Source organism: Shewanella sp. ANA-3 (assembly GCF_000203935.1).
Classification (GTDB): domain Bacteria; phylum Pseudomonadota; class Gammaproteobacteria; order Enterobacterales; family Shewanellaceae; genus Shewanella.
Window position 1 is genome coordinate 1009557 of the sequence record NC_008577.1, and the last position, 25217, is coordinate 1034773.

The following is a 25217-nucleotide window of genomic DNA, read 5'->3' on the forward strand; positions in this document are numbered from 1 at the left end:
AAGGTTTGAGGAGTGTTTATGAGCAATATTGTGTGGCACCAACATAGTGTCGACCAAGCGGCCAGAGCGAAACTGAAGGGCCAAAATCCAGTGTTACTCTGGTTTACTGGGCTGTCTGGTGCGGGTAAGTCGACTTTAGCAGGGGCGCTTGAGCGCGCACTGTTTGAGGCGGGCTTTCACACTTATTTGCTCGATGGTGACAATGTTCGCCATGGTTTATGTAAGGATCTGGGTTTTAGCGTCGCCGATAGGGATGAAAACTTACGCCGCGTTGGCGAAGTGGCAAAACTCATGGTGGATGCGGGCTTAGTCGTATTATCGGCCTTTATCTCGCCGACCCGCGAGGAGCGCGATAGCATACGGGCACGTTTTCCAGAAGGTCAATTTATCGAAGTGCATGTGTCGACGCCGCTTAGCATATGTGAGCAGCGCGATCCTAAGGGCTTGTATGTTAAGGCTCGCCGCGGTGAGATCAGCAACTTTACCGGTATTTCATCACCCTACGAGGCGCCGCTCTCGGCGGAGTTAACGATTGATACCAGTAAAGGGGATTTAGCCTCGCAAGTGCGTGCTTTAATCGATTATTTAACCGCGATTGGGGTCATCAATCCCGATAAGGCTAAAGCATTAGCCTAAGTTGATTTTATGGGACTCAGGGGCATTTGTTGGAATGGTTAATGTAAAACAAGTGCCTTTGCCCAGTTCACTCGTCACTTTGATATACCCGCCTAATAACTGGGTCACCAGTTGATGTGCTAAATGTAATCCTAAACCTGTGCCGCCTTTGCCTCTTCGAGTGGTAAAGAAGGGATCGAAGATCTGCTTTAAGGTAGCATCGTCCATGCCGCCGCCATTGTCTGTGACGGTAATGGCGACAAAGGCATCTTCGAGGCTGTAGGCCGTAATATTGATTTGCCCATTACCGACATCTTCGAACGCATGGGTGAGCGCATTTGAGACTAAATTCTCGAGTACTTGCCCAAGGGCGCCGGGGTAACTATTGAGCTCTATCTCAGGTGATATGTCGATGTTCAGTTCATGAAATTGCTTCTTCATTCTTAGCCATGAGGTGTGAAGCATATCTTGCACTAAACTAGTGAGTTTAAAGACACGACGTTCTTCACCTGTGCGGTCGACCGCTAACCGTTTGAAGCTTTTCACTAAGGCGGCTGCGCGTTCTAGGTTTGCTTGGACTATCTCGGCGCCTTCATAAAAGTGCTCAAAATACGTATCGACATCGGAGCGTTTAAGGCCCGTTTCGAAGGCAGATTGCAATTTGCTGCACTCATTCTTCATGCTCGATAGGGTCATTAAAGAGGCCCCCACAGGAGTATTGAGCTCATGGGCGACACCCGCCACCATCATCCCAAGAGAAGATAATTTACCGGTTTCAATCAGTTGCTGCTGAGTATCGTGCAGGTGTTGCAGTGACTGCGCCAGCGCTTTATTACTATTTGCTAGCCGTCGCTGCTGCTCGGTTAAGTCATCATGGAGCTTATCCCGCTCGAACATTGATTTTGCCGTACGCCAGCAAACGGCGCTGCCCAATAACAACAGCAACAGACCAATACTCAATGCTTCGACAATGCATTGTTTGGTGATGCTTGCCAATACGCTGTGGGAAATATGAGTCACGAGCCGCCATTCAGGAAGGGCCGCATTACCTATGTCATGCACATTTTCGTAGTCCCAGAGTCCATCTGGGGTGGTAAAGGCTACCTCGGTATTTTTGCGGATTTCTTGCCAAGCGGAGGGATTGAATTTGCTAAAGTTTACCTCTTCCCGCCCATACATAAATCCCCATGCCATTTGTGGCTGTGGGGCTAAAAGCCAGTAGCCGTCTGAGTTTAACATCGACAGCTCGACGCCCTCTTTAGCCGTATTGGCGATGGCATCCAGCATGGTTTGTGCGAGAAAATTCAGCGCAATAAACCCTTTTCTCTCCCCAGAGGCTAAAAACACAGGTGTGGTAATGCGCAGCATAGGTTTGATAGGGGTCTCAATGACTTTATTTTCAACATTTAAATCTAAGGGGGAAAAGTAAAACGTATCGGGTTCGAGCGCTAAACTCGGCGCTATGTAGTAGCGTCCTTGTTTAGATTGCAACTCTGCTTGCGGGACAATTTGTGCTTCATGGTTGATAAGATTAATGCGCACCTTTTCCATGGCGTCGTTATCGAGCCAGCGCACTTGATCGTACTGTAACGAGGCGTCGCTAAAGGCTTTAAAGAAGTTCTCAACAGCTGTCAGATCGGCATTTTTGCCCGACGCGGTATCGAGAAGAAGTTGATATTTAGCGAGAAACAGCGCGTCTCGTTTCAGACTACCGAGATAGTAAGCTATGGTTTGATTGGCATCGGCAAGCACGGCATCGGCCTGTCGATATAAGGGAGTCATCGCATCTTCGTGGCGCTTTTGGTAGAGCACCAAGCTGAGCAGCGGCACCAATAACAGCCAAGGTAACATCAGCTTAAGCCAATATCGCCAAAATAACTGCTGGGAGGTTATCGCGCGTTTCAATATCATCACAGAATGCTTTTTTGATAATTGGCGAGCCACACTAATAACTCTTGGAGCGGCATTGGTTTAGCGTAAAAATAGCCTTGGGCATCATGGCAGCCGCGGTCTTTAAGCCAGCGGGCTTGCTCGCGGGTTTCAACGCCTTCGGCAATCACATTCATCTTGAAGCGTTCACCGAGGAGAATAATGCTGTCGACAATCGCCGCGGCGCCATCGTCGGTGGTGATATTATCGATAAAGGATTTATCAATCTTAATCCTGTCAAAGGTCAGCTTGCTAAGGTAGGCAAGGGAAGAAAACCCAGTACCAAAGTCATCGATCGCGACCTTGATATTCATATTGCGCAGTGCCTTAAGCTGTTTGTTGATCACCTCAAAATTCTGCATGGCAATGGATTCTGTGACTTCGATTTCGATATGTTTGCTGGCAATCTGCGCGGCCTCAATATGGCTATGCAGTTGATTAACGATTTTTTCCTGCTCAAATTGCATTGCGGAGAGGTTAACGCCAATACGTAAGTTTTGATAACCCGCCTCGGCGAGAGCATGCATGGCTTGGCATGATTGCACAAACAGTTGTTCCCCCAACTGAGTGATCAGCCCCGTCGCTTCGGCGATGGGGATAAAACGTAGGGGCGGCACCTTATCACCATTGGGTAAAGTCCAGCGCGCCAGCGCTTCGACCCCAACGACTTCTCCCGTTTGTAACGACACCTGTGGCTGCAGAGCAATATGAATATCCCCTTGGGTAATGCCTAACTGCAGTGCCTGTAGTAATTCAAAATGTGACGTCACATCATCGTTGTTGGGCTGATAGGTCACATGCTGACGAATGCCCAGACTCTTGGCCTTTTTGAGCGCCATATTCAGCTGAGTGATGGCGGCGACCGCATCCCCTTCGGCGAGCTCAAGGGGGAGAGTCACAGTGCTGATATTGACGGTAATGCAGGAGGTACCCTGTTGATAGGGGGCGACAAACAGCTGCTCAATCAGTGCGGCGGTGACTAAGTGCTTCGGGCCTAAAATGGCGAACTTATCATCCTTTAAGCGGCTGACGAGCACGCTCGCATCGAACTGCTCCCTCAGACTATTGGCCACATGCTTGAGCATATCGTTGCCATGCTCAGAGCCAAACACATGGTTAAAGTCTGAAAACTTATCAATATCAATGAGTAATAGATTAAATTTATCGCGAACATCTTCCTTTAAAATGCCATCGAGTGTGCGAATGAGTACATTGCGATTCGGGATCTTAAGTAAAGGATCTTCGAAGGCGATCTTATCCAATTGACTCATCAAGGAGACACTGTGTAAGCCGCCGCAAATATTCATGCTAAAGACGCGAATTAGCTCGGTTTCGGTCGCATCTAAGAGTCGCCCCGTGGCGAGGTAAACCGCATAGTCATTGCCAGCCAGCTCGCCGGGGAAAAACAGACAAGTGTATTGTGGCTCGATGCGTGATTGTTTACTGCTGAGCGATAATTCGAGCTGGATGCGAATATGTTGCTGCTCGAGCTCTTGCAAGGCTTTGCCATAGTAAGACTCAAATTCCCCTGAGGCACCAATGATCTGATGTATATGACCAAACTCGCTGAGATCATTAATGGCTTTGACACAGACAATCCCGCCTGAAGGCAAATTCAGCAGTATGGCCAGTTGCTGTAGCATCTTGCTCGAGAGTTCTTTGATATTGCGCGAGGTATAGAGGGCGCCGCTGGACTCGGCGATTAATTGCAGCCCGCGTTTTGCGTTGGCGATATTGCTGATCTGTTGATATGAGCGCAGGTTGGTGGTCAGTATGGTTTGTAGGCGGTCGGCGGAGAGTTCCGACTTAGTCCAATAATCGTTGATATCATAGTCGCGCATCACGTTAAAAACTGGTGCCATGCCGGGTTGTCCGGTGAGCAGAATAATGCGAATTTTCTCGTTGCCGAGGACTTCTCGAATGCCGCGAACTAATCTCAGCCCTGCGTCTTCGGTCTCCATCACCACATCGACTAAGGCAATGGCAAAATCGTCTTCATTGGCGACGATTTGGCAGGCTTCTGCGTAGCTAAATGCTTGGGTTAATTCTATTTTTGAGCCAAGAATGGTCAGGGTAGACAGTGCAAATGCGGTAGAGCGTTGGAAGTTAATATCATCATCAACTGTGAGTATTTTGACTGCTTTAGCAGCCTTTACCGCTGTGCTTGCTATGGGCTCATCTAAAAAAACAATTTCTTGCGATTGACTAACCATATTCTCTTTCCTTGAGATGCCTAAGCATCCTTATTAACTCAGCCTAGAAGTGAGCAATTTTTATACTCAAAGTATTTGCGACAGCTAGGCTTTATTCAAGAAAATATTTTGTGGTCAGATATATAAGTCTTTTTAAGCAATTACTCGATTTTGAAATCCTTAGAAAACAGCGCCTGTAACGCCTTAAGGTATTCTTGATCCTGTTTGGGCAACACGAGCTGCGCCAGTTCATCGCCAATCGGCGTCAATCGATAGTAGCTAAACAGCAAGTTTCCGCTCTTGGGGGTGAGCTTCATTTGGATGCCGGGCATGCTCAGTTGGATGGGGGTTTTACTGTTGAGTAACCCGGTTTCAAACTCACTGCTGTGGAGGATCCCTGCATCGACTAAGGTGAGAATGCTGGAGTAGGGTAGACCGAATTGGGATAAGCCAAGAGTCACAGTGCTATTTTTGCGAAAATACTGCCCGAGTCCGCCGGTGAGTCGATAGCCGCTGATCAGTTTTAAGCGCTGCTCATTATTGACCTTGGCCGCCATACCGAGGGCCTTTTCGAGGATTTGCGCTTCTCTGTGGGTAAGTTGTTTGAGTAGCGCTAAGGTGCGCAGGCTAAAGTTACCCGGGTTGACGATTTCACTCGAGAGAATACGGGCCCACAAATCCTGCATTTTGCGGTTGTGGATTTGCTCCGCCATCAGGAAAAATTGATGACTCCAGTCGGGGTCGAGATCGACACCCGTAACATCCGATGGCGTGTAGCTCAAGGCGAGGGCGAAAATGGTTTCGACATTGGCCTGATATTGGCTGGCGAGTTTGCGCTCCCTATGCTGTGCACGTTCGGCAACAGAGGCATTGGCGGGGCGATATTCCTGCTCACTGGCGAGCCCGAGTTGGCGCCCAAGGAGCAGGGCTTTTTTACGGGCCGAGACCTCGGCTGCGGGAGCCGCTTCATCCGCAAGCATTAAAATGTCTGAATCCTTCATGCCTTTATCCTGTGGCTTAATCGCTGTTGATACGCGGAGTACTAGCTTATCCCGCGTGACCAGCTTAGTCGATTGCAATCCTTAAGTCTCTGCGCTGGATTGCTTTTATTGCGCAGCCTACCGTTTTAACTGTCGAGACTCGGTTTATCAATGCTTTTAGCTGGCCATGCCCAGTAGGTTTCATTACCTGGGGATGGATGGCGCGGCACATTGAGAGCTAACACGAGTGAGCACACCGCAAAGCCTGCACCTATATAGAAGACGAGGGCCGGATCGCTTAGCCACAACAGACCTAAGAGTACGGGGATAACGACCGCGGCGATATGGTTAATGGTAAAGCTGACTGACATAGTGGCGGCAATATCTTTGCTGTCGGCAATCTTTTGGAAATAGGTTTTCATGGCTATCGCCATCGCAAACAGTAAATGGTCAATCACATAGAGCGCGGCGGCCATATGGGGTTGTTCGACAAGGGCATAGCTGACAAACACAAAAAACAGCCCAATGTATTCCACTGTGAGGGCATTACGTTCACCAATACGGCCGATAAAGCGGCCAATTGCTGGGGCGAAAAGCAGGTTAACCACATAATTGATAAGGAACAGGGCGGTGATTTCACTAACGCTGTAGCCGAATTTCTCGACCATCATAAAGCCTGCAAACACCATAAAAATCTGCCGACGGGCGCCGGAGAAGAAGGTCAGTAAGTAATACAGCCAGTAGCGTTTACGTAGGATGACTTTTTTATGTTGTACTTCATGGGTATCGAACTGGGGGTAATACAGGCTCATGCTGATCACCATCAGTAAACCTAATACACCAATAATCAAATACATATGCCAGTAATCTAGCTTCAGCCAGGTCATGACTAGCCAAATACTGCCATAACCGACTAAGGCCGCCGCCGAGCGCCATGCGAGGGCTTTACCCATAAACGCCGCAGTGTCTTGTTTATCGACCCATTGCAGAGTGAGGGATTGGTTAATAGTTTCAAAATAATGAAACCCAACTGACATCAGAATTGTGGTCAGATATAACCCCAACACCTGCGAAAAAAAGCCAGTAATCGCCACACCAATACAGAGCAGGGCTAATGAGAGCAGAGCAAAGGCTTGTTCGCGCACTAACAGCAATACAAAAATAGCGGTAAAGGCTAAGAAGCCGGGGATTTCCCTTAGGCTTTGCAGCATACCGATTTCGGCGCCGGTAAATTGCGCTTTTTCAATCACAAAGTTATTCAGCAGGGCTTGCCAGACGGCGAAGACCAGCGACATAACAAAGGTCATCCACAGCAGTAATGCCTTTGGATTTTGGGTTTGAGTTGCGTTCATGGATGGGGTACTCAGGCGATAAGTGAACAAATGCTAATGCTTTTACCTGTTATTAGCCACCCGAGAGCTATAGTACTCATTCCTGATTTTGTAACATTTTGATCCCAAGGTAGTGGATATTTGTTTTTGTGAGCAAGCTAGAATTACCGTATATCTAGGGCACATTTGGCGCTAAGCCCGTGATCTATTTCATGTAAATTGATGACTAAATCACCTAGTATGCAATATCGTAATAGGCAGTTTGCTTTTTGCGTGATAAACCTAAACGGCTTCTTATTTGACTGGTGAGCCATAAAGCACCCCTCTGGTGCTTAATAAGCGCAGTGGTTGATTGGGTCATCGAGGCTGAATCTATTCGTTTGTTTAGGTCAACATAAAGCCGCCGTCTTTGTCTTTTTCTGGCCGCTTTTTCTTATTTTTGTTGAGATAATCGAGGCTTAAGTGAAAAAAATTCTGATCATCTTCTCTAGTGTTCATGGTCAAACTCGTAAAATCACCAATCAATTGGCGCAGCAACTCAAAGAGTTAGGCAACTCAGTGGTGATTGCGGATATTAAGGCCGTCCCTGCGATGGAATCCTTCGATAAGATCATTATTGGCGCCAGCATTCGCCATGGGAAACATAACCCCGCGCTGTACGAGTTTATTCAGAAGCATCAACAGATCCTCACACAAAAGGTGAGTGGCTTTTTCTCCGTCAGTTTAGTCGCCCGTAAGCCAGAGAAAAATACCCCTGAAACCAATCCCTATATGCAGGCGTTTTTAAGTAAAACGACGTGGCGCCCTAAGCTGTTACAGGTATTTGGCGGTAACTTAAATTACCAAGGCTATAACGCGTTAGATAGAAATATCATCCGCTTTATCATGTGGTTAACTAAGGGGCCTACGGATCCTGTCACTAATGTGGAATACACTGACTGGCAAAAAGTGAATGATTTTGGCCAACAGATCCATCAAGCCTAAATGGGCGAATGGGATAAGTCTGCCGCAAAGGTAACCCAACTATGTCAGAAAAATTAACACAGGCACTCGGTTTTTTGTTGGCACGTTTGCACGTTTGGATTGTGCTGTCTTCTACTTTACTCGTCTGTACTAGCCCGTGGATCTTTATCGGTAGAAGCCTGCGCGCTAATGCTAGCGTTTGGGATTATCTGCATGTTTATCTTGGATTAATCTGTGCCGTACTCGGGATCTTATTTTTACTGCGCAATACCCTCCAAGGGAAATGGCATCAGTATTTTGCCTGGTTAGTGGGAGATTGGGGGCAATTAGCGCAGGACATTAAAGGGCTGTTTAAGGGCAAACTGCCAGTCGCGGGTGGTAAGGGCTTGTTCAGTACTGTGGAAGGCATAGGCATGTTGCTGCTGGTGGCCACTGGCGTGACGGGCGCGATATGGTTTATTTATCAAGGCACTCCGTTCGCGATGACTTGGCGTGGTTATCATCAAATCTGTGCCGATTTTTTTATTGGTTTTTTAGTCGTTCACTTGGTGCTTGCAGCAACACATATTATTGAATTTATTCGCCAATAACATTTTATCTCGGTCAGGTTCGTTCAAGGATTTGGCCTATTTGTGCGCCTCCTCCCACTATAGGGTTCACCTCTTTCTCGGTTGAGCGGGTTTTCACCGTTCAGCGTACGTTCATCGACAAGCTGCACACTCAGCCCTAGACTTATTTCTACATGCCTACCCAGCCGTTTGAGCCGATGTTTTCATGCTTTGGCTTTACTGAATTGTGCTCAAAGATTGAGGTAGGCGATGCTGAGAATTTTTTGGAACAAATGAAGGTATCCTATGAATATTCAAAAAAGTGCTCTAGCGATAGCGTTGACGGGTTTACTGTTTGGTTGCGGCGGCTCTGATTCGGGCGAGCCCGCCACTCAAATGGCGACCTTTAGCCTAGGGGTTTCAGATAACCCCGCCGATGCAAAATCGGTCACTATCGCATTTAGGCAGGTCGTGCTGAAGAACGACACGGGTAGCTACTCATTTAATGTCACTCCAAATGGCGAGCTCAAATTTGTCGATCTATTAGAGTTTCAAGGCAGCGCGGTAGAAACGCTGGTGAGTGGTCAATCCATTCCTGTCGGTGAATACCAAATGTGCCTGTATATGAAAAACAGCACAGTAGCCAATAGCGAAAGCTCACACGTACAAACCTTCGATGACACTCTTTATGGGCTAACGACCAACAGCAATGGCTCATGCGGTGGTATGGGCGCCGATGAAAGTGACACTGGCCGATTGTTTTTTAATAAAAAATTCACCATTGCGGCGGGTGTAAACAGCTTTGTCGCCGAGTTTGATTTAAGCAAAGGTCTGCAAGATCCCCATGGCAACAAGGACTACTGGACGCTGAAACCGACTTCAGTGCAATTATTTAATCAGTCCGAAGTGGGTGCGATTAAAGGCACAGTGGGCGCGACAGTGATGGAAGGCTGTGAAGTCGCCGCAGGTGGCTCTGAGTTCTCGCCAGCGGTTTATTTGTATCCCGCCAATACCACGCTTGAGCAGATGAAAGATTTCAGAACCGAAGCTGACACGGCGACTGAAATCGCACCTATCGCCGCCGCTCGGGTGAATGATGTCACAGACACAAACGGCCAAGTCGTCGGCCACGATTATGAATTTGGTTTTGTGGTCGCGGGTGATTACAGCTTAGGCTATACCTGCTTAGCGCAAAATGATGATCCGGATGTGAGTAACAATCCCGATGATGTGGAAGCGCCTTTCTTTATCCATGCCGCAGAAACTGGGGTGACAGTTACCGCTAATGGCGTTGCTGAGCGTAACTTTCCGTAGGCCTAATGTCCCATACGTAACTTCCCGTAGGAGTCACGTCCCGTAGAGTTAGTTCGCGAATAAAACACAATAAAAAAACCAGCAGAAATGCTGGTTTTTTATTGGTAATTCGCCAGTCGAGTGTTAGCTCAAACGCTTTTGACGGCCGAGAGCAATCGCCGCGGCAAAGGCTAAGAATAACCAGTTTAGGCTACCACCAGAACTCTTAGGTGCCTGAGCATCTTTCTCGACAGCTAGGTAGTTAATCAGGCCAATTAATTCATCTAAGGTTCTGATACTGCTTAAGTTAACGGCATATTTATCATTCACGATAAAAGCAGGTACGCTTTCAACGCGGAATTGGTTCTGCTGGGCACGCCATAGGGCGAGCTTCTCATCTGTACTCTTGCTGTCAGCCAGTTTGTCGTACTTGGCCGCATCGATACCAAACTTAGCGAAGACTTGTTTAATGTCGTCACGGCTATTAATTTGTGGTTCGTGTTTATGGCCTGGCGCACTGTGGTCGTGGCCATTTGCGCCTGCTTCGCCTTGGATGGCGGCGAACATCGCATGGGTTAATGCATCTTTATTGTCTAACTCTTGGATCACTGCCAGCGAGCGCATCACTTCGGTGCCAATGTCGCTATTCATAAAGTCGACATGCTTAGTATCAAATGCAATGCCTTTGTTTAGGTTCGCTTTGATATCGGGCAGATAGTTGGTTTCCATATTGAAGCAGTTATGGCAATAGAAGGAGAAAAACTCAGTCAGTTTGGGTTCGCTGCTCGGCGCTTTGTCAGAGATTTGAGTGTAATGAGTACCTTCAACATAATTCGCGGCAAAGGCGCTAAATGGTGCAATGATTAAGGCGACAGCCAAGGCTAATGGTTTGATCATAGTTCCCTCAAAGTCGGTTAGCGTGAATTCATCGTATCGCTTGAGATGCGCAATTAACTCAATTCGCGAGATGACTTCAAACTGAAAAATACGCTGGAATTATACCCGCGTGAATATGGTTTTAGGTTAGATGGCAAGGCTTAATTATCGCTGAATTAGGCGGCGGATATCGGACTAAATCTGTGATCCCGCGGGAGTTTCACCGTGAGAATTGCAGGACTGCAAAGGGGATCACAGTTATAAAAGGGAAAACTTAAGCAATATCCCGCAGAGATTGCCAAGCCTCACAGACTTCGCGAAAACGCGCGGCGTCGCCTTCGGGTCTATCGGGATGCCATTTTAGCGCTAAACGGCGCCACTGTTTGCGAATATCCCTTGGGGTTGCGCTCTCATCTAACTCGAATACCCTCAACGCATGGCCCTTGTGCATCAAATTCACGTTCAGGCCAATATAGCTCTTATAACTGCTCCAGAAGGCTTCTAATAATTCACGCACTACGTTTTCACTGGTGTCGTAGTTATTCCAGTCAAGATAGTATTCCCGCAGGGAAGTATCTTCCATTATCAATAGGTTAACGTTGGAAGGCACGAGGCGGAAAATCTGGATCTCCATGGCTTTGACTTGCAGCCATTGCTTTGGCATCAGGATCTCTTGCAGTTCGAACAGGGCATTCATCAGTAAAAAATTGCGTTTAAACAAATCATTACCTGGGTTTTCATCTAACGGATGGATTAGCCCGCGATTTTGCAGTTCGGTGGCGAGATGATGGATTTTCCAGCTTTGATTAGAGGCTTGTAACACGGATAACACGGGCCAGATTAACGGGTTATCGCCCTTAGTGGTCGAGAGCGTTGCCGATTGAGCTTCTGCACTGAGTGAAGGTTTAGCGAGTAGCATACTGACTGTCCCATCCTAAGTTGTTATCAAGCGAGTGTGATTAAAAGTAAAATTCACTATCTATAAGATTTTAAATGCTTTTATCTTATTGTGATGCGAGTCGTTACTGAGCTTGGAATACACTATGCCATAGAGGAAAAGTGTAGGCAAAGAAGGATTCTAGAGCAATTTACCCCAAGGTCACTCCGACTTTGGTTGATTTTTACTGCGGCAATGGGAGTTGGCTGATGCTGGAGTGCATGCGATAAAAATGCCCTTGTTTGCAATACAAACAAGGGCATATACAAATTCGCTGAAGGGGCGAGGTTTAGATCTCGGTAAAGATAACCTCTTGCGCTAAACGTGACTTAGGTAACTTAGCGTTAAAATCTTCTTCGGAGCGATAACCTAGAGCGACCACTACAGAGGCGCACAGGCCTTTTTCGCGTAAGCCTAAGACTTGATTGAGTTTAGCCGCATCGAAACCTTCGATAGGACAGGCATCGATATCGAGCACACTTGCGCCCAACATCATGGTACCCAGTGCTAAATACACTTGCTTCTCCATCCAGTGCTGGGCGTCTTTTAGCTCATATTTGTGCATATTGGCGAAGAAAGAGCGGCCATTATGTTGACCTTGCTTGGCTTCTTCACTGGCAAAGCGGCCATCTTTGGCTTCTTGCTCTAGCACTTGCAGCAAATGGGCTTCATCGAGTTGTGTGCGTGTACACAGCACGACTACATGGGAAGCGTTGAGAATTTTTTGAGTATTGAAGGCGTAGTTTTCGGTCGCTTGTGCGATCAAGGCTTTGCCTTCCGCCGTGCCAGCTAAAACAAAGTGCCAAGGCTGCGAGTTGGTCGATGATGGGCTGAATTGCAGTAAGGTCTTGATTTCGGCAATCTTGTCGGCAGGAATCGTCTTGGTTGGATCAAAGGCCTTAGTGGTGTAACGCTTTTTAGCGAGAAAACTTAAATCACTCATGTAACGGCTCCAAATCATCTAGGAATACAAATTCAACCTCAGCATTTTAAGCAGGTTTGGGTAAAAAACAATGTGATCAAAACAGCTATCAGTTTCAAAATATTTTTGAAATTAATAGTCGTTTTGCGCAACGAAGCCTTAGGGGCCTTTGTGAATAGCAGTGAATAACCAGAGTCATCTCATGGCGTTATGGCTGGTTAAACAAATTGCTGAGTGCGGTTTTGATGTGGGTAGAGAGATGAGCTAACTTAAAAATACTTAGTGAGATCAAAAGTCTTCCATAATACAGTTGACACTTGTGTGGTTTAATCTATTCCTTTACTACATTTTATTAAGTCGAGCTTACTGTTTAGGGGAATGTATGGCGAGATTATTGATGCTGCTGATTGCTTTTAGCCTATTACCGCTGTCATGTGGCTACGGAAAGGAGCTTAAGTTTGCAGTCGTGCCTAAATTCTATAGTGTTTTTTTTGATCAAAGCAAAACGGGTTGTGTTGACGCCGCCGCACAAATTAAAGGGGTTGAATGCATCTATCGAGGACCCGAATTAAGTAGTGTGAGATTGCAAGATCAAGTGATAAATCAGCTGATTGATGAAGGTGTGGATGGAATTGCCGTCGCGGTTACGCAATCTAAATATCTTGCCGAAAATAGCCTAAAGAGAGCAAAGGAAGTCGGTATTCCTGTTGTTACCTATGACTCAGACTTTGATGCTTCTATCGATGAAGACCCTAAGAGTTTACGTTTGGCTTATATCGGCACCGACAATTTTGCACTAGGTCAGTCGTTAGGGGAGGAGCTTAAAAAGTTACGACCCAATGGCGGAACCCTCATCATGCAATCGGGGCGACCCGATTCTCCGAATCTGAATCTAAGACTAATGGGCGTTCGCACTGCGTTATCAGGCAAAACTTACAATACCCCTCCTGGTGAATTGCTCAATAACGATTTGGGCTGGACTGAAGTGCGGGAGCCTTTGTTTAATTTTGACCAACTTAGTCAAGCGGTTAAGCAAATGGAGTCCGTGATGAAAGGTAAGCCTGTTAAAGCCGACTCCTTCGTTGCCGTAGGCGGTTGGGCGCAAAATGATGTAGCTCTCTACCGTGAAATGATGGCTCCCTATCAAGATAAAATCGATAACAAGGACATCGTCATTATTATTACCGACACCTCTCCAGAGCAATTAACTATGTTAAAAGACCGCCTTGCCCATATCAACATTGGTCAAAGTCCCTATGAAATGGGCAGGCAGGCCATTTTGACCTTATATAAAATTGTCACGAAACAAAAATACGATGAAATTATCTACACACCTGTGACCTTTTGTACTCAGCAGAACTATGAGACCTGCGAGAAACCTACGGGAATGTAATGTCATAGAGGTTATGTTCTAGAGACCGTTTTGGAGAGTGCTGACGCCAAAAAGTCACAAACAGATGTTTGCACAGTCTTTTATATCCATAAGTTGGTGATAAAAGATCATTGGTAATCAGTTGCTGTATTAATTTGGAATTACCCTATCAATATTCAAACGTGAAAGTGGATCAAACTTGCCTAGTCTTGTTAATGCGAGTTTGCCCTACGAAAAGTTATCCCTAGCTTTTGTTTGTTATCTAGCCTGTATCACGAGGTAGAGTTGACCAAGTTGACTAGTGCGCGTACAACTCTAGCCCTGTATATCAATTAGTGTAAAGATGAAATGCTATCCATCTGATTTTAAGCTACTATTTTGTAGTGAACGGGCGTATGAAGGAGAGGGAAATGCATCGAAGCATTAGGCATAGTGATAGTGACTATTATTTAAACTACCTTAACATTTCTGCCCATAACACCAATGACAATCGTCAACTATGTAGCGGTAGCAAGTTTTTCTCGTACATCAACAATAATTTTGGTATCAAGCAACTTCCCTATAACTTGAAGTTGATAGACTTAATTTCGAACGATGTTAGTGCTTATGAACTTTGTGTCAATTTGCCTGATAAGTATTTTTTAGACTGGGAGAACTATCCAAGGATAGGAGGGAAACAATGTGTAGATCCTCAAGTAAAGAATGCTGCATATTACGATGTATTGATAAGAAATTTTCAAGACGAATCACTAACTGATTTTATACACCCTTACGATACTTCTTTGAAAGAGATATTCGTGAATGTGTTTAAAACTGATACCACTTTAAAGCCTAATTTAAAAGACCATCCTAACGGTCGCTCTTATCGTTCATGCGAATACTACCTTGCGTATTGGCGCTCTTACATCATATTTGAAACTATTGCTAACTGTATGTTTATAGAGAAATACCTCGATAAGCGCTCAGGTACTGAATACTTTAAAAAAGAATATAATAAAGTCAACGCTCATTGGGTTTCCAAATACGCTCAAACGTTCAAGCGTATTGCTAACTATAGAACTATTAATACAAGGTTTGTTTTTGATGATGGTAAAATTGGAAATACATTCTCTGAAATGTCCCTGTTTGTCTTGGATCTAACACATTCATCTAAAGATCAACTTATATCTGACATGACTTTATTGCTAGAGCTTTTTTCTTTATGGGAAGATAAAAGTAAAGTTCAAGGAATAAATTGCTATGAGTTAGCATTAGAATTACTGCGAAAAGACATATATTTCTTATTTGAGTGGCTAACTTATTTGGGTGAAAACGAACGTGAGCTTATAGAAAAATGGTCATATCGTAGTCGTATGAGAGAACGCCATTCTCAATTAGCAGATGTTTTAGATTTTGAAGAGTTGAAGTTTAAAGAGACTTTTTCTCGATATACCCCAGTTTACTTATCATCAATAGATAAATTGCTGGATAAGCAAGATTTAGGCTCTTGGTATAACGAATTAGAGTTACTCCCTAGTTTCTATCCGTGGATTCGAAGTTTTCATGATCTGCATTACACACTTAACTCGAAAAGCAATGTACACCTCGTTCAGCCACGAATTCTAGACAACTTGCTAGTCTTGACAATAAGAACAGAGATCTTAATAAAAAGCATATTGCTCAACAAGTACGCAGAATCTGAAGATGATTTAAAGAAAGCCATTAAGTTACTAGCCGCGCATGTAGCAGATACAAAATCGAAGGTAGTATATGAAGCTATTACAGGGAAAGATTGTTGGGATCTTACTAGCTTGAGACATACACCTGAAGATATTTTCCATAAAATAGATTCAGTCTCAGTAGGCCAAAGATGGTCTAAGGAACAACGTTACTTTCTCACTCAAACACTAAAGTTCATCGCATCTAGAAACTACTTCGCACATCATTCCTATAAAGATGGTGATATGAATGACCAAAGTAGCAGTCAAAGCAGAACCGTTTTGATTTCATGCTTGCACACAGTTCTTTATGTATATGCAAGTACGAAAGTATAAAAAGCTCAACTCGTAACTTTATCAAATTAGTGGTTACAAACAAATCGAGCAGACTTTGCGTTACAAAAAGTTATGTATTGGCTTCTAATTTAGCAAATTCACGGGCAAGGTTCTGTCCCGAACCTTACTCGCGGGGCCTGTGAATTGAAAGGGTAGTTATTATGCAACAACTTAAATTCGGTAAGATCAAAAATTACAAAGACGATCGTGGCTTCGGTTTCATCTTCTCGGAATGTAAATTCATTCACCATGCAATCATAGGTTCTAAAGAAGTGTTCTTTCACATCAAACAGGCTAAGAAGTTTGAATCCACACTGAAATCAGCTACACCTCAAGAAGACCTATGCTTCTGGCTCACTACAGAAACTACTCGTAAAGGCGAGGCCGTTAAGCAGATGTGGATCAAGCTATCCGACATCCCTCAAGATATTCGTGAAGGTAACGCCGAGTTCATTAAACAAGTAGCGGAGAATATTAAGATCTATGAAGCAGCTAAAGCAGAGAAACGTGCTCGTGAAGCTGAGGAGCGCATTCAGCAAGAGGCTCTTCGTAAAGCACGTGAAGTTCGTGATTCTGAACTCAATGCCCTGATTGTAGCTGCACGTAGCCAAGGGTTCTCAACTAGTGGACAATTGTCAGCATGGATTCGGGCTAATAAGCTGTGGACTAAATATCCGACACTAACAGGCGACTTGACTATGCACGATGGCGAGATGTCATGGAACTTTGGGGCAGCTATTGACCCTCAGTACTACAAGCAGGTTTGCCAAGCTTTAGGTCTACATAACGCGGGTTCTAACGCAAGAGCTGGAGCTTTCCGTTCGTATGCAAGTATGGAGCGTTAATGTAAGGAGGTGTAGTGGTTAACAAACAATGGTCACTGGACTGGAGGTTTTGCCATACTTCTGATAATTCTCTACAAGCTAAATTAGCAAAATATGTAACGCGCTTTTGTCCCAAAACGAGTCAATATCTTCTTTAAAACAACCAGACTACACCGATGTTAAACAGGAGAGTCATGGTGATTTGCGAGACGACCGTCCGCCCCATGGACGGGGCGGTCGAGCATCCACGGATGGACTTGCTGCGAGTCGTCGAGTGAATGCCATGACTCATCCATCAATCAGAGCCAGCTTTTAAGTGTCTCAAAGCTTTCGGCGTGTCATCGAGCAAATACCATTGTTCAACTTTCAATGTTGTATAAGTCTTTATTACCTCAGCACCTTACTTAAAAAGCTTTGGGTTCTGGCTTCTTTGGGGCGGGTGAATAATTCCTCGGGGATATTGGACTCCACCACATAGCCGCCATCCATAAAGATGACTCTGTCGGAAACATCGCGTGCAAAGCCCATTTCATGAGTGACAATCACCATGGTCATGCCTTTTTGCGCTAAGTCCTTCATCACATCCAGTACATCGCCGACCATTTCGGGGTCGAGTGCCGAGGTGGGCTCATCGAATAGCATCAGATCCGGCTCCATCGCCAGCGCGCGGGCAATGGCAACCCTTTGTTTTTGTCCACCCGAGAGACTCGAAGGATAGGCATTGGCTTTATCCTGCAACCCCACTTGAGTAAGCAGCGCCAACGCCTTGTTATCGGCTTCGGCTTGGGTCATTAACTTTAGGCTCACTGGCGCTAAGGTAATGTTTTGCAATACGGTTTTATGGGGGAACAGGTTGAAGTTTTGGAACACCATGCCCACTTTTTGCCGTAATTTGTCGACACAGGCATCCTTGGCGGTAATGGATTGCCCTTCGATTTCAATATCCCCTTGGGTGGGTTTTTCTAACAGGTTGATGCAACGTAAAAAGGTGCTTTTACCGCTGCCGCTAGGGCCGATAACACTCACCACTTCGCCTTGGCGAATATGTTCGTTGATGCCCTTAAGAACAGCATTATCGCCGTAACTTTTGTGTAGGTTGGTTATGTTAATCACTTTGCTTCAACCTCTTTTCGAATTTCGACAGCATAAATGTGAAGCTGTAGGTCAGGAACAGGTAAATCAGTGCACAGGTAAAGAGTGGGATACTGTCTTCAAAAGTACGGCTGCGAATAATCTCACCCGCCCGCATTAAATCCACGCCGCCAATAAAGCCAATTACGGCGGTTTCTTTGAGTAGCACGATAAACTCATTACCTAACGCGGGCAGAATATTCTTAATCGCCTGCGGCAGAATAATTAGCTTCATGGTCATCGCCTGCGACAGGCCGAGTGAGCGTGCCGCTTCGGTTTGACCTTTATCAACGGCTTGAATTCCTGCGCGAATAATCTCAGAGATATAAGCGCCGCTGTTTAAACCAAAGGCGATGATGGCAGCGGTGACCTTATCGACATCGAATGCGGCCAGCACGATGAAGTAAAGGATCACTAACTGCACCACCACTGGCGTACCGCGGATCACGCCAACATAAAGCTCGGCGGGGAAGCGGATATACCACTTTGATGACATCTTCATCAGTGTGGTACCCACGCCTAATACTGCGCCTAATAACATGGCGAAGAAGGTCACAATCAAGGTGACTTTTAAGCCGTTTAGGATCAGCAGTATGCCTATCATGCCGTCGTCGCCAATCGGGCTAAACAGCGAAGTATTGATTGCTTCTAACATAGGGATCACTTGATATGGGCTGAAACGAGCGTCTGATATTGGCCGCTTTCTTTCAAGTTTTTCAGCGTGTTATTAATGCTATTGAGAAGTTCAGGCTGCTGCTTTGACACTGCAAAGCCATAAAACTCTGGGGGGAAGTCCAGCTTGATCAGTTTGAGATCGGGGTTTTTCGCCAGATAGTTCGCCGCAGGCTCGCTATCGAATAGCACTAAGTCGACTTTGCCATTCTTCAGTTCCATGATGGCTTCGAAGCCGGTGTTAAAGGCGGTGACATTTTGGGTGTATTTTTTAGACATCATATCGGCGGTTGAGCCGAGCTGCACTGCAAAGTGTTTGTCTTTAATGTCATCAAGGGTATGAATGGTGTCGTTATCTTTATTCACGAGCAGCACTTGAGTCGCCTCATAGTAGGGCTCCGAAAAGTTAACGCTGGCCTGACGCTCCGGGGTGATGGTCATGCCCGAGGCGATAAAATCAATCTTGCCTGAGTTTAGCGCCACGATCAGTGAATCGAATTTCATATTCTCGACTTTGAGCGTCTTGCCGGCATCTTTAGCGATTCGTTTGGCAAGCTCAATGTCGAAGCCTTTGATCTCGTCGCCACTTTGTCCGCCAACGTATTCAAAGGGCGGGAAGGCCGCATTGGTGCCAACCACTAAAATATCGTTGCTTTTCCCACATCCAGCTAACAACAAGGTGGCAGTGAGGGCTAGGCCGCCTAATAACATGGATTTTTTCATTTAAGACTCTCTTTTGAATGACTCGCAATGTGGCGACTATAGGGATGCGACGCTCTTATTTCAATAATTATGCTTTAAAAATGATTAAAAATGCATATCAGGTCGCAGTTGTTGTATGCCTAAACACTTGTGATTACAACGCTGGCTGTGTTTGATATAGATACGTTTTTAAAGCGTTAGTGAATTGTTTAGGATGACCGTGAATAGCAATTTTCGGCTTTCACTTGTGCGGGATATATCATTTTTTATTCATTTTTACGGCTAAAATAGTTGGTGATGAACGATTTCTAACAAAAATTGTAAAAACTTCATTAAATTATGCCCAGTTAATCTAATCTTAATGCAGGATCAAATAGCAATTTATGGAGCGAAATGTGAGATACCTAACTCTGGCACCAGCGGCACTCCTTTTGGGTCTAGCAACTTCGGTCAGTGCAGAAGAATCGACCCAGTGGCATTACACCATGGGGATACACGATTTTATTGTGGAACAGGAGAGTTCACATACCTTTGGATTTAACGGCAACATTATGATTGAACATACCACGGCATCGGATATTTACCTGTCTGCCATGCTGGATATGTTTATCGACATTGATACCGACGATCTCGACCCCGACCATATTCCCGTGTGGTTTAAATCGGACTATGTGGCCTCGGGTGAGTTCTACCATATCGATCCTCGCTTCTTCTTCGGATGGCAAGTGGACCTACAGGGTAAACGTAACACTGTGAGTTCTATCGAAAAGCAAGCCAAGCTATTCCCTGAATTAACCGCCAATTATAAGGGGCAGGAATCGCAGGCCCAGTTAAAGGCGGGCGCGGGTTATTACTATTTAGAAATCGATGACGACGTGCCCCGTACCCGTGGTTACGATCGGGGCGATTTTGGTAATGGCGAGTTCGCTTACACCTTAATGGGCAGTTTTGGTTTTGATATCACGCCTAAATTAAACATGAGTTTTGCCGCGCAAAACTGGAACGACGGTGATAAATGGCTTGAAAATCAATATCGCTTCAGCATGAGTTACGACACGGATTATTGGGAGAAGGGTAGCCAGTGGTTACTGTATGTGGAGCATACCGAATACAATCTGGACCACTATGCCAAGGAGAGTGTGCACTCACCCGACTACTTGCCCATTCTGCCTTGGGATAACGATACCTTAGTGCGCTTTAGCTTAGTCGTGCCTTGGTAGTGAGCTACTTTTGCGTTAAGTGTTTCTCCACTAACGCAATCATCGCCTGTGCCGCAAAGGACAATACCTGTTCTTTGCGCCAAAACAGTGATAACTCCCAGCGCAGTTCATCGCTCGCCAATGGAATATTCACCACCCCAGATACGCTGTAACGCCGCGCGATAGAGCGCGGCAGTATCATCACGCCCGTGCCCGCCGCCACAAGGGCGATCCCGAAGTCGGCTTGGCTGACTCGAGTGATGTTTTTAGGAGTAAATCCGGCGTGTTGGCAAGCGGTTAACACCAGTTGATACAAGGTGTATTCGGTTTCAAACATCACTTGCGGCTCGTCGACTAAGTCGTGGATCGACAGCATAGCTTGTGAGGTGAGGGGATTCTCCTTGGGCAGCACCACCACCATGGGATCGTTAAACACCCGAATGCCGTGGTAACCATCGTCGAAGTTGATAATCCCGGTGGCCAGTTCAATTTCCCCCTTTTGAATCGCTAAGGTTTGCTCCACGCCGCCGCGCACCAGCAGGTGCATATCAATTTGCGGATATTGCTGGCGATATTTGGCAATGATAGGGGCAAAAATTTCAGCACTGCCGAGTGGCGCGAGACCGAGTTTTAATTCGCCTGCGGTTAAACTGCGCTGGGCGCTGAGTTCGGCCAGCATGCGTTGTCGCCCTGCGAGTAACTCCTTACCATGGCGATAGACCACTTCTCCCGCTTGGGTGAGCTTAACCTGAGTGCCACGTTTGCCGCGCTCGAGTAGTACCAGATCGAGTTCTTCCTCTAATTGGCGCAGCGCCTTGGAGAGGGCGGGTTGGGTGAGGTGAACCTTTTCGCTGGCCTTACCGAAACCGCCAGCATCGATGATCTCGATAAAATAACGCAGCACTTTAAGATCCATTCTCGCCTCGATAATACATTCTTAAAATTCATGGATTACATGCTTAATATTCATTTTTTTTATTGAATAGGCAAGCCTAAAATATTCCCATAGCAACTTTAGTGTAAATCGAGAAACCGCATGTCTTTCCTACAAGCCGCAATACGTCGATGCCGTCATGGGGCTTTATTGTTAACTCAAATTGGCCTCTTTTGTTTATTGTCTTTCGCCTGCCATTGGTTAGCCACTTGGGCGCATTTACCTGTGCCAGGTAGTGTTTTAGGTTTAGGTATCTTACTGATTTTACTGGCGACTAAGCTAATCCCTGAAAATGCGGTGCAGCTTGGTGCCGCTTGGTTGATTGGTGAGTTACTGCTGTTTTTTATTCCGCCAGTGATCTCAGTTATCAAGTACGAAGGCCTGTTTGAGCAATATGGGGTGAATATTCTCTTCACCTTAGTCATGGGCAGTGTGTGCGTGATGGTGGGCACGGGATTTGTGGTTGACCGAGTATTTCGATTCGAGCGTCAACTCAATATCAAAAAGCATGCGCGTCGCCATGCTAAGGCCGCCTAATGTCGAGCCTTAACTTAAGCCCTGCAGCGATTTCTGAATTACTGTTTTCGCAGACGGGATTGGCACTTATCAGCTTGTTATTAACGCTATTCTGTTACTTTGCGGCCAAGCGTTTATATAGGCTCCACCGTGTGTGGTGGTTGGCGCCGATTGTACTTGCGCCCGTGGTGATTACGCTCTTGGTGTTTAATCTCGATATTCCACTGCCGACTTATTTTGAATACACCCATTGGTTAATGGCGATGTTAGCACCAGCGACGATTGCATTTGCCTTGCCGATTTATCGGGAGCGTAAACTCATTCGCCAATATCCGCTGACCATTGCCCTTGGGGTGATAGCGGGATTGTTGCTGGGCATGATTTCTAGCTGGCTGTTAGTGAAATTTGTGCCACTGCCGGTCGAGCTGTCTAAGAGCTTGTTGGTGCGTTCGGTATCTACGCCCTTTGCGATGGAAGCGACAAGCGCCTTTGGCGGAGTGCCAGAACTGACCGCCATGATGGTGCTCATCACCGGCATTATCGGCATGTTGGTATGTGAGCCGCTGTTCAAGCTGATGCACATTCGTACGTCTTTAGGTAAGGGCGTGGCATTGGGCGCTTCGGCCCACGGTGCGGGCGCCGCAAAAGCCAGTGAGTTAGGCCAGCAAGAGGGCGTTATTGCCAGTTTGACCATGATTTTTATCGGGATTGCTATGGTGCTGGGCGCGCCCGTATTTGCTGTGATCTTCAGTTAGTGTTCGAGAGTGATGTGCTGAATTTGCGTTAACCCTCTCCACCTTAATGTGATTTTGTTAGTTTAAATGATGTTGTTTTGCCTCTTAGGGCGCTAACCTCTGCTTGGGTTATGCGCCCATTTTTTTAACTGGCGGCGAATGTCGAAATAGAATTACACTAAATTAAATCGAATAGGGACATAGGATGGACAAGCAAACACGGGTATCGAATGTGACATTGAGACCCATAGGACAAGACGATCTGGAGTTGATCTTCACCCATCAACAGGATCCGATTGCGTCCCAATTGGCGCAATTTCCCTCGCGGGATCGTGAGGCATTTTACCTTCATTGGCAGCAAAATATTCTCGGACAGGCGTCGGTACTGGCACGGGGGATAGAAGTCGATGGCTTGCTGGTTGGCAATATTGGCCATTGGCATATGGACGGTCAGGCGATGATTGGTTACTGGATTGACCGCGCATTTTGGGGGCGTGGGGTAGCAACCTTAACCTTAAGCGCGTTTTTACCTTTAGTGACCTCAAGGCCGCTTTTTGCCCATGTAGCACAGCATAATCTTGCGTCCCAGCGGGTGTTGCTGCGCCATGGGTTTGTAAAGATGGACAGACTCATTCAAGAGGCGGACGATGTGGCGCCTTTGTTGGAGTTTGTGCTGCGCTGATGCTTAAACCATCACACTAACCAAAGGCTTAAAGCCCTTAACCTGAGATTTTGGCATATTGAGAGCCGATACATTATTTAATAAATCTATTTAGATATACGTGTTTTATCGTAAATTTAGATTTATCAACCCGACTTTAGTCTAGTACCTGATGGCTTGACCTCATTGGCTAACTCAATGAAACTCTCCATTTAATCACCTCCTACTAAAGTATGGATAATTAAATAATGTTTATTTTCTTCTTATGCCTTGCGCTCTTAGTGCTGGCATACAAGTTTTATAGCCCATTTGTTGAGCGCCAAGCAGGGATTGATCCTAAAGCGCAAACACCCCAAGCAAGATTCGAAGACGGTGTGGACTATGTGCCCGTTCACCCCGCCAAAGCGTTTTTGATCCAATTCTTAAACGTTGCCGGTGTAGGCCCGATTTTTGGTCCGATCCTAGGTGCTTTATATGGTCCAGTGGCGTTACTCTGGATTGTGTTAGGTAACATTATTGGCGGCGCGGTACACGACTATTTCTCGGGTGTGTTAAGCATTAAAGAAGACGGTAAGAGCCTGCCAGAAATCGCTGGTCACTACTTTAATGTCTACTTTAAAGGCGTGATGCTGCTGTTTACTGCGATGTTACTGTTCTTCGTGGGCGTGGTGTTCATCATGAGCCCTGCGGGCCTGTTAAGTAACCTAGACTATTTTAAAGACACCATTTTTGGCAATAACACCTTCTGGGTGTTAGTGATTTTGGCTTATTACTTCTTAGCCACTATGCTGCCAATCGATAAGATCATCACTAAGCTTTACCCTGCTTTTGGTCTGTTGATGATCGTTATGACCACTTCGATTGCGGTTGCTCTGCTGATCAGCGCGCCACAGTTACCCGAAATGGGCGATGTGTTTGCTTACTTCAATCACAGCCATTACAACAATGAGTTACTCGAGCCAAACCCTGACGGTTTGCCGATTTGGCCATTGCTGTTTGTGACTATTACCTGTGGTGCAATCAGTGGTTTCCACTCGACTCAAGCACCTATTATGGCGCGCTGCCTGACCAACGAGAAATACGTTCGCCCCGTTTACTATGGCGCTATGGTGGCTGAAGGTGTTGTGGCTTGTGTGTGGGCGACTGCGGGTATTGCAGCCTTCCCAGGTGGTTATGTTGAGCTTAAGAGCTTACTCGACCAAGGTGGTCCAGGCCTGGTCGTTAACCAAGTGGCCACTAGCTATCTTGGTGTATTAGGCGGTGTAATGGCGATTATTGCGGTGGCTGTATTCCCTATTACCTCGGGTGATACTGCATTTAGATCGCTGCGCCTCACCATTATCGACGCCTTTAACATCCCACAGAGTATGCGTAACCGTTTGCTGGTGGCTGCGCCTATCCTGACTATCGCTTACTTTATGACTAAGATCGACTTCTCCTTGATCTGGCGTTATTTCGCCTTCTCAAACATGCTGTTATCGACAAGCGTGCTGTGGTTGGCGACTAAGTACCTGTTCGATAGAGGCAGCTTCCATTGGATTGTGAGTTTGCCTGCGATTGCCGGAACTTGTGTGACCATCTCTTACATCATGACGGCGGGCATTGGTTTAGGTTTGCCTCAATCTCTGAGCCAACCCGTGGGGATTGCGGTCGGCGTGGTGTGTTTAGTGGCCTTGATTATTGCCCATAACAAACGTAAAACCGTGCTGGATACAAACTCTTAACCTCATTGGTTTTATGACTGCTAAGGGCTGCATTTTGCAGCCCTTTTTAATACTATTTTCATAAACTGGCGTCAGTATTGAATATTGTCACTGTGACATATTCCATTGCGTCGAAATTATGTTAGATTC

At 46.1% G+C, this 25217-nt stretch carries 23 protein-coding genes; 12 read left to right on the forward strand and 11 right to left on the reverse strand.

Going from position 1 to position 25217, the window contains the following annotated elements; genetic code table 11:
• Positions 1–18: 18 nt before the first annotated feature.
• Positions 19–636 (forward strand): adenylyl-sulfate kinase, encoded by a 618-nt coding sequence (gene cysC / locus SHEWANA3_RS04530; RefSeq protein ID WP_011716005.1) that lies wholly within the window; start codon positions 19–21, stop codon positions 634–636.
• Here cysC and SHEWANA3_RS04535 read toward each other — a convergent pair.
• The 4 genes from SHEWANA3_RS04535 to SHEWANA3_RS04550 all read right to left on the reverse strand — a co-directional run bounded on the left by SHEWANA3_RS04535 (position 628) and on the right by SHEWANA3_RS04550 (position 7068).
• Positions 628–2526, reverse strand: coding sequence for an ATP-binding protein (locus SHEWANA3_RS04535; protein WP_011716006.1), 1899 nt, complete (start codon positions 2524–2526; stop codon positions 628–630). The genes cysC and SHEWANA3_RS04535 overlap by 9 nt on opposite strands.
• A complete protein-coding gene (locus SHEWANA3_RS04540) occupies positions 2526–4757 on the reverse strand; it encodes an EAL domain-containing protein (RefSeq protein WP_011716007.1) in 2232 nt (743 codons plus the stop codon). Before SHEWANA3_RS04540 ends, SHEWANA3_RS04535 begins: the two co-directional genes overlap by 1 nt.
• A 140-nt stretch (positions 4758–4897) precedes the next feature.
• The gene (locus SHEWANA3_RS04545; RefSeq protein ID WP_011716008.1) at positions 4898–5737 is read right to left on the reverse strand and encodes a TIGR03899 family protein; all 840 of its coding nucleotides are present in this window, start codon (positions 5735–5737) and stop codon (positions 4898–4900) included.
• Between the two features lie 125 nt (positions 5738–5862).
• Positions 5863–7068: an MFS transporter gene (locus SHEWANA3_RS04550; protein WP_011716009.1), complete on the reverse strand. Its 1206-nt coding sequence runs from the start codon at positions 7066–7068 to the stop codon at positions 5863–5865.
• Between the two features lie 441 nt (positions 7069–7509).
• Here SHEWANA3_RS04550 and hemG point away from each other — a divergent pair, with 441 nt between their 5' ends.
• From hemG to SHEWANA3_RS04565, 3 genes are all read left to right on the forward strand, one after another.
• Positions 7510–8031 (forward strand): menaquinone-dependent protoporphyrinogen IX dehydrogenase, encoded by a 522-nt coding sequence (gene hemG, locus SHEWANA3_RS04555; RefSeq protein ID WP_011716010.1) that lies wholly within the window; start codon positions 7510–7512, stop codon positions 8029–8031.
• Positions 8032–8072: 41 nt separating this feature from the next.
• Positions 8073–8600: a cytochrome b/b6 domain-containing protein gene (locus SHEWANA3_RS04560; RefSeq protein WP_011716011.1), complete on the forward strand. Its 528-nt coding sequence runs from the start codon at positions 8073–8075 to the stop codon at positions 8598–8600.
• Positions 8601–8864: 264 nt separating this feature from the next.
• Positions 8865–9872 carry a DUF4382 domain-containing protein gene (locus tag SHEWANA3_RS04565; RefSeq protein WP_011716012.1) on the forward strand — a complete coding sequence of 336 codons (1008 nt, stop codon included), beginning with the start codon at positions 8865–8867 and terminating at the stop codon, positions 9870–9872.
• A 123-nt stretch (positions 9873–9995) separates the two neighbouring features.
• Here SHEWANA3_RS04565 and SHEWANA3_RS04570 read toward each other — a convergent pair whose 3' ends face one another.
• The 3 genes from SHEWANA3_RS04570 to SHEWANA3_RS04580 all read right to left on the reverse strand — a co-directional run bounded on the left by SHEWANA3_RS04570 (position 9996) and on the right by SHEWANA3_RS04580 (position 12607).
• Positions 9996–10748 (reverse strand): thiol:disulfide interchange protein DsbA/DsbL, encoded by a 753-nt coding sequence (locus SHEWANA3_RS04570; protein ID WP_011716013.1) that lies wholly within the window; start codon positions 10746–10748, stop codon positions 9996–9998.
• 253 nt (positions 10749–11001) lie between these two features.
• Positions 11002–11646, reverse strand: a complete 645-nt coding sequence (locus SHEWANA3_RS04575; RefSeq protein ID WP_011623806.1) for a DNA-J related domain-containing protein — start codon at positions 11644–11646, stop codon at positions 11002–11004.
• A 307-nt stretch (positions 11647–11953) separates the two neighbouring features.
• Positions 11954–12607, reverse strand: a complete 654-nt coding sequence (locus SHEWANA3_RS04580; RefSeq protein ID WP_011716014.1) for an oxygen-insensitive NAD(P)H-dependent nitroreductase NfsB — start codon at positions 12605–12607, stop codon at positions 11954–11956.
• Between the two features lie 361 nt (positions 12608–12968).
• On the opposite strand from SHEWANA3_RS04580, the gene SHEWANA3_RS04585 reads away from it, so the two are divergent.
• The 3 genes from SHEWANA3_RS04585 to SHEWANA3_RS04595 all read left to right on the forward strand — a co-directional run bounded on the left by SHEWANA3_RS04585 (position 12969) and on the right by SHEWANA3_RS04595 (position 16836).
• Complete coding sequence (locus tag SHEWANA3_RS04585; protein WP_011716015.1) at positions 12969–13979, forward strand: sugar-binding protein; 1011 nt, start codon at positions 12969–12971, stop codon at positions 13977–13979.
• Between the two features lie 389 nt (positions 13980–14368).
• Positions 14369–15991, forward strand: coding sequence for a hypothetical protein (locus tag SHEWANA3_RS04590; RefSeq protein ID WP_011716016.1), 1623 nt, complete (start codon positions 14369–14371; stop codon positions 15989–15991).
• A gap of 161 nt (positions 15992–16152) precedes the next feature.
• A complete protein-coding gene (locus tag SHEWANA3_RS04595) occupies positions 16153–16836 on the forward strand; it encodes a hypothetical protein (protein WP_011716017.1) in 684 nt (227 codons plus the stop codon).
• A gap of 366 nt (positions 16837–17202) precedes the next feature.
• Here the strand turns inward: SHEWANA3_RS04595 and SHEWANA3_RS04600 are convergent, their stop codons facing one another.
• Genes SHEWANA3_RS04600 through SHEWANA3_RS04610 form a run of 3 tightly spaced genes read right to left on the reverse strand, consistent with a single transcriptional unit; the run spans position 17203 to position 19341 of the window.
• The gene (locus SHEWANA3_RS04600; protein ID WP_011625361.1) at positions 17203–17928 is read right to left on the reverse strand and encodes an amino acid ABC transporter ATP-binding protein; all 726 of its coding nucleotides are present in this window, start codon (positions 17926–17928) and stop codon (positions 17203–17205) included.
• The gene (locus SHEWANA3_RS04605) at positions 17921–18601 is read right to left on the reverse strand and encodes an amino acid ABC transporter permease (protein ID WP_011623798.1); all 681 of its coding nucleotides are present in this window, start codon (positions 18599–18601) and stop codon (positions 17921–17923) included. The genes SHEWANA3_RS04600 and SHEWANA3_RS04605 overlap by 8 nt, the downstream gene beginning before the upstream one ends.
• Before the next feature lie 5 nt (positions 18602–18606).
• On the reverse strand, positions 18607–19341 hold the full coding sequence (locus SHEWANA3_RS04610) for a basic amino acid ABC transporter substrate-binding protein (protein WP_011716018.1): 735 nt from the start codon (positions 19339–19341) through the stop codon (positions 18607–18609).
• Between the two features lie 374 nt (positions 19342–19715).
• Between SHEWANA3_RS04610 and SHEWANA3_RS04615 the strand changes: the two genes are divergently transcribed.
• A complete protein-coding gene (locus tag SHEWANA3_RS04615; protein WP_011623796.1) occupies positions 19716–20540 on the forward strand; it encodes a hypothetical protein in 825 nt (274 codons plus the stop codon).
• A gap of 4 nt (positions 20541–20544) precedes the next feature.
• Here SHEWANA3_RS04615 and SHEWANA3_RS04620 read toward each other — a convergent pair whose 3' ends face one another.
• On the reverse strand, positions 20545–21435 hold the full coding sequence (locus SHEWANA3_RS04620; protein WP_011716019.1) for a LysR family transcriptional regulator: 891 nt from the start codon (positions 21433–21435) through the stop codon (positions 20545–20547).
• Between the two features lie 120 nt (positions 21436–21555).
• Between SHEWANA3_RS04620 and SHEWANA3_RS04625 the strand changes: the two genes are divergently transcribed.
• The 4 genes from SHEWANA3_RS04625 to SHEWANA3_RS04640 all read left to right on the forward strand — a co-directional run bounded on the left by SHEWANA3_RS04625 (position 21556) and on the right by SHEWANA3_RS04640 (position 25088).
• Positions 21556–21990, forward strand: a complete 435-nt coding sequence (locus SHEWANA3_RS04625) for a CidA/LrgA family protein (RefSeq protein ID WP_011716020.1) — start codon at positions 21556–21558, stop codon at positions 21988–21990.
• A complete protein-coding gene (locus SHEWANA3_RS04630) occupies positions 21990–22724 on the forward strand; it encodes an LrgB family protein (RefSeq protein WP_011716021.1) in 735 nt (244 codons plus the stop codon). Before SHEWANA3_RS04625 ends, SHEWANA3_RS04630 begins: the two co-directional genes overlap by 1 nt.
• Before the next feature lie 184 nt (positions 22725–22908).
• Positions 22909–23385, forward strand: coding sequence for a GNAT family N-acetyltransferase (locus SHEWANA3_RS04635; protein ID WP_011716022.1), 477 nt, complete (start codon positions 22909–22911; stop codon positions 23383–23385).
• A 227-nt stretch (positions 23386–23612) separates the two neighbouring features.
• On the forward strand, positions 23613–25088 hold the full coding sequence (locus SHEWANA3_RS04640) for a carbon starvation CstA family protein (protein ID WP_011716023.1): 1476 nt from the start codon (positions 23613–23615) through the stop codon (positions 25086–25088).
• Positions 25089–25217: the final 129 nt, after the last annotated feature.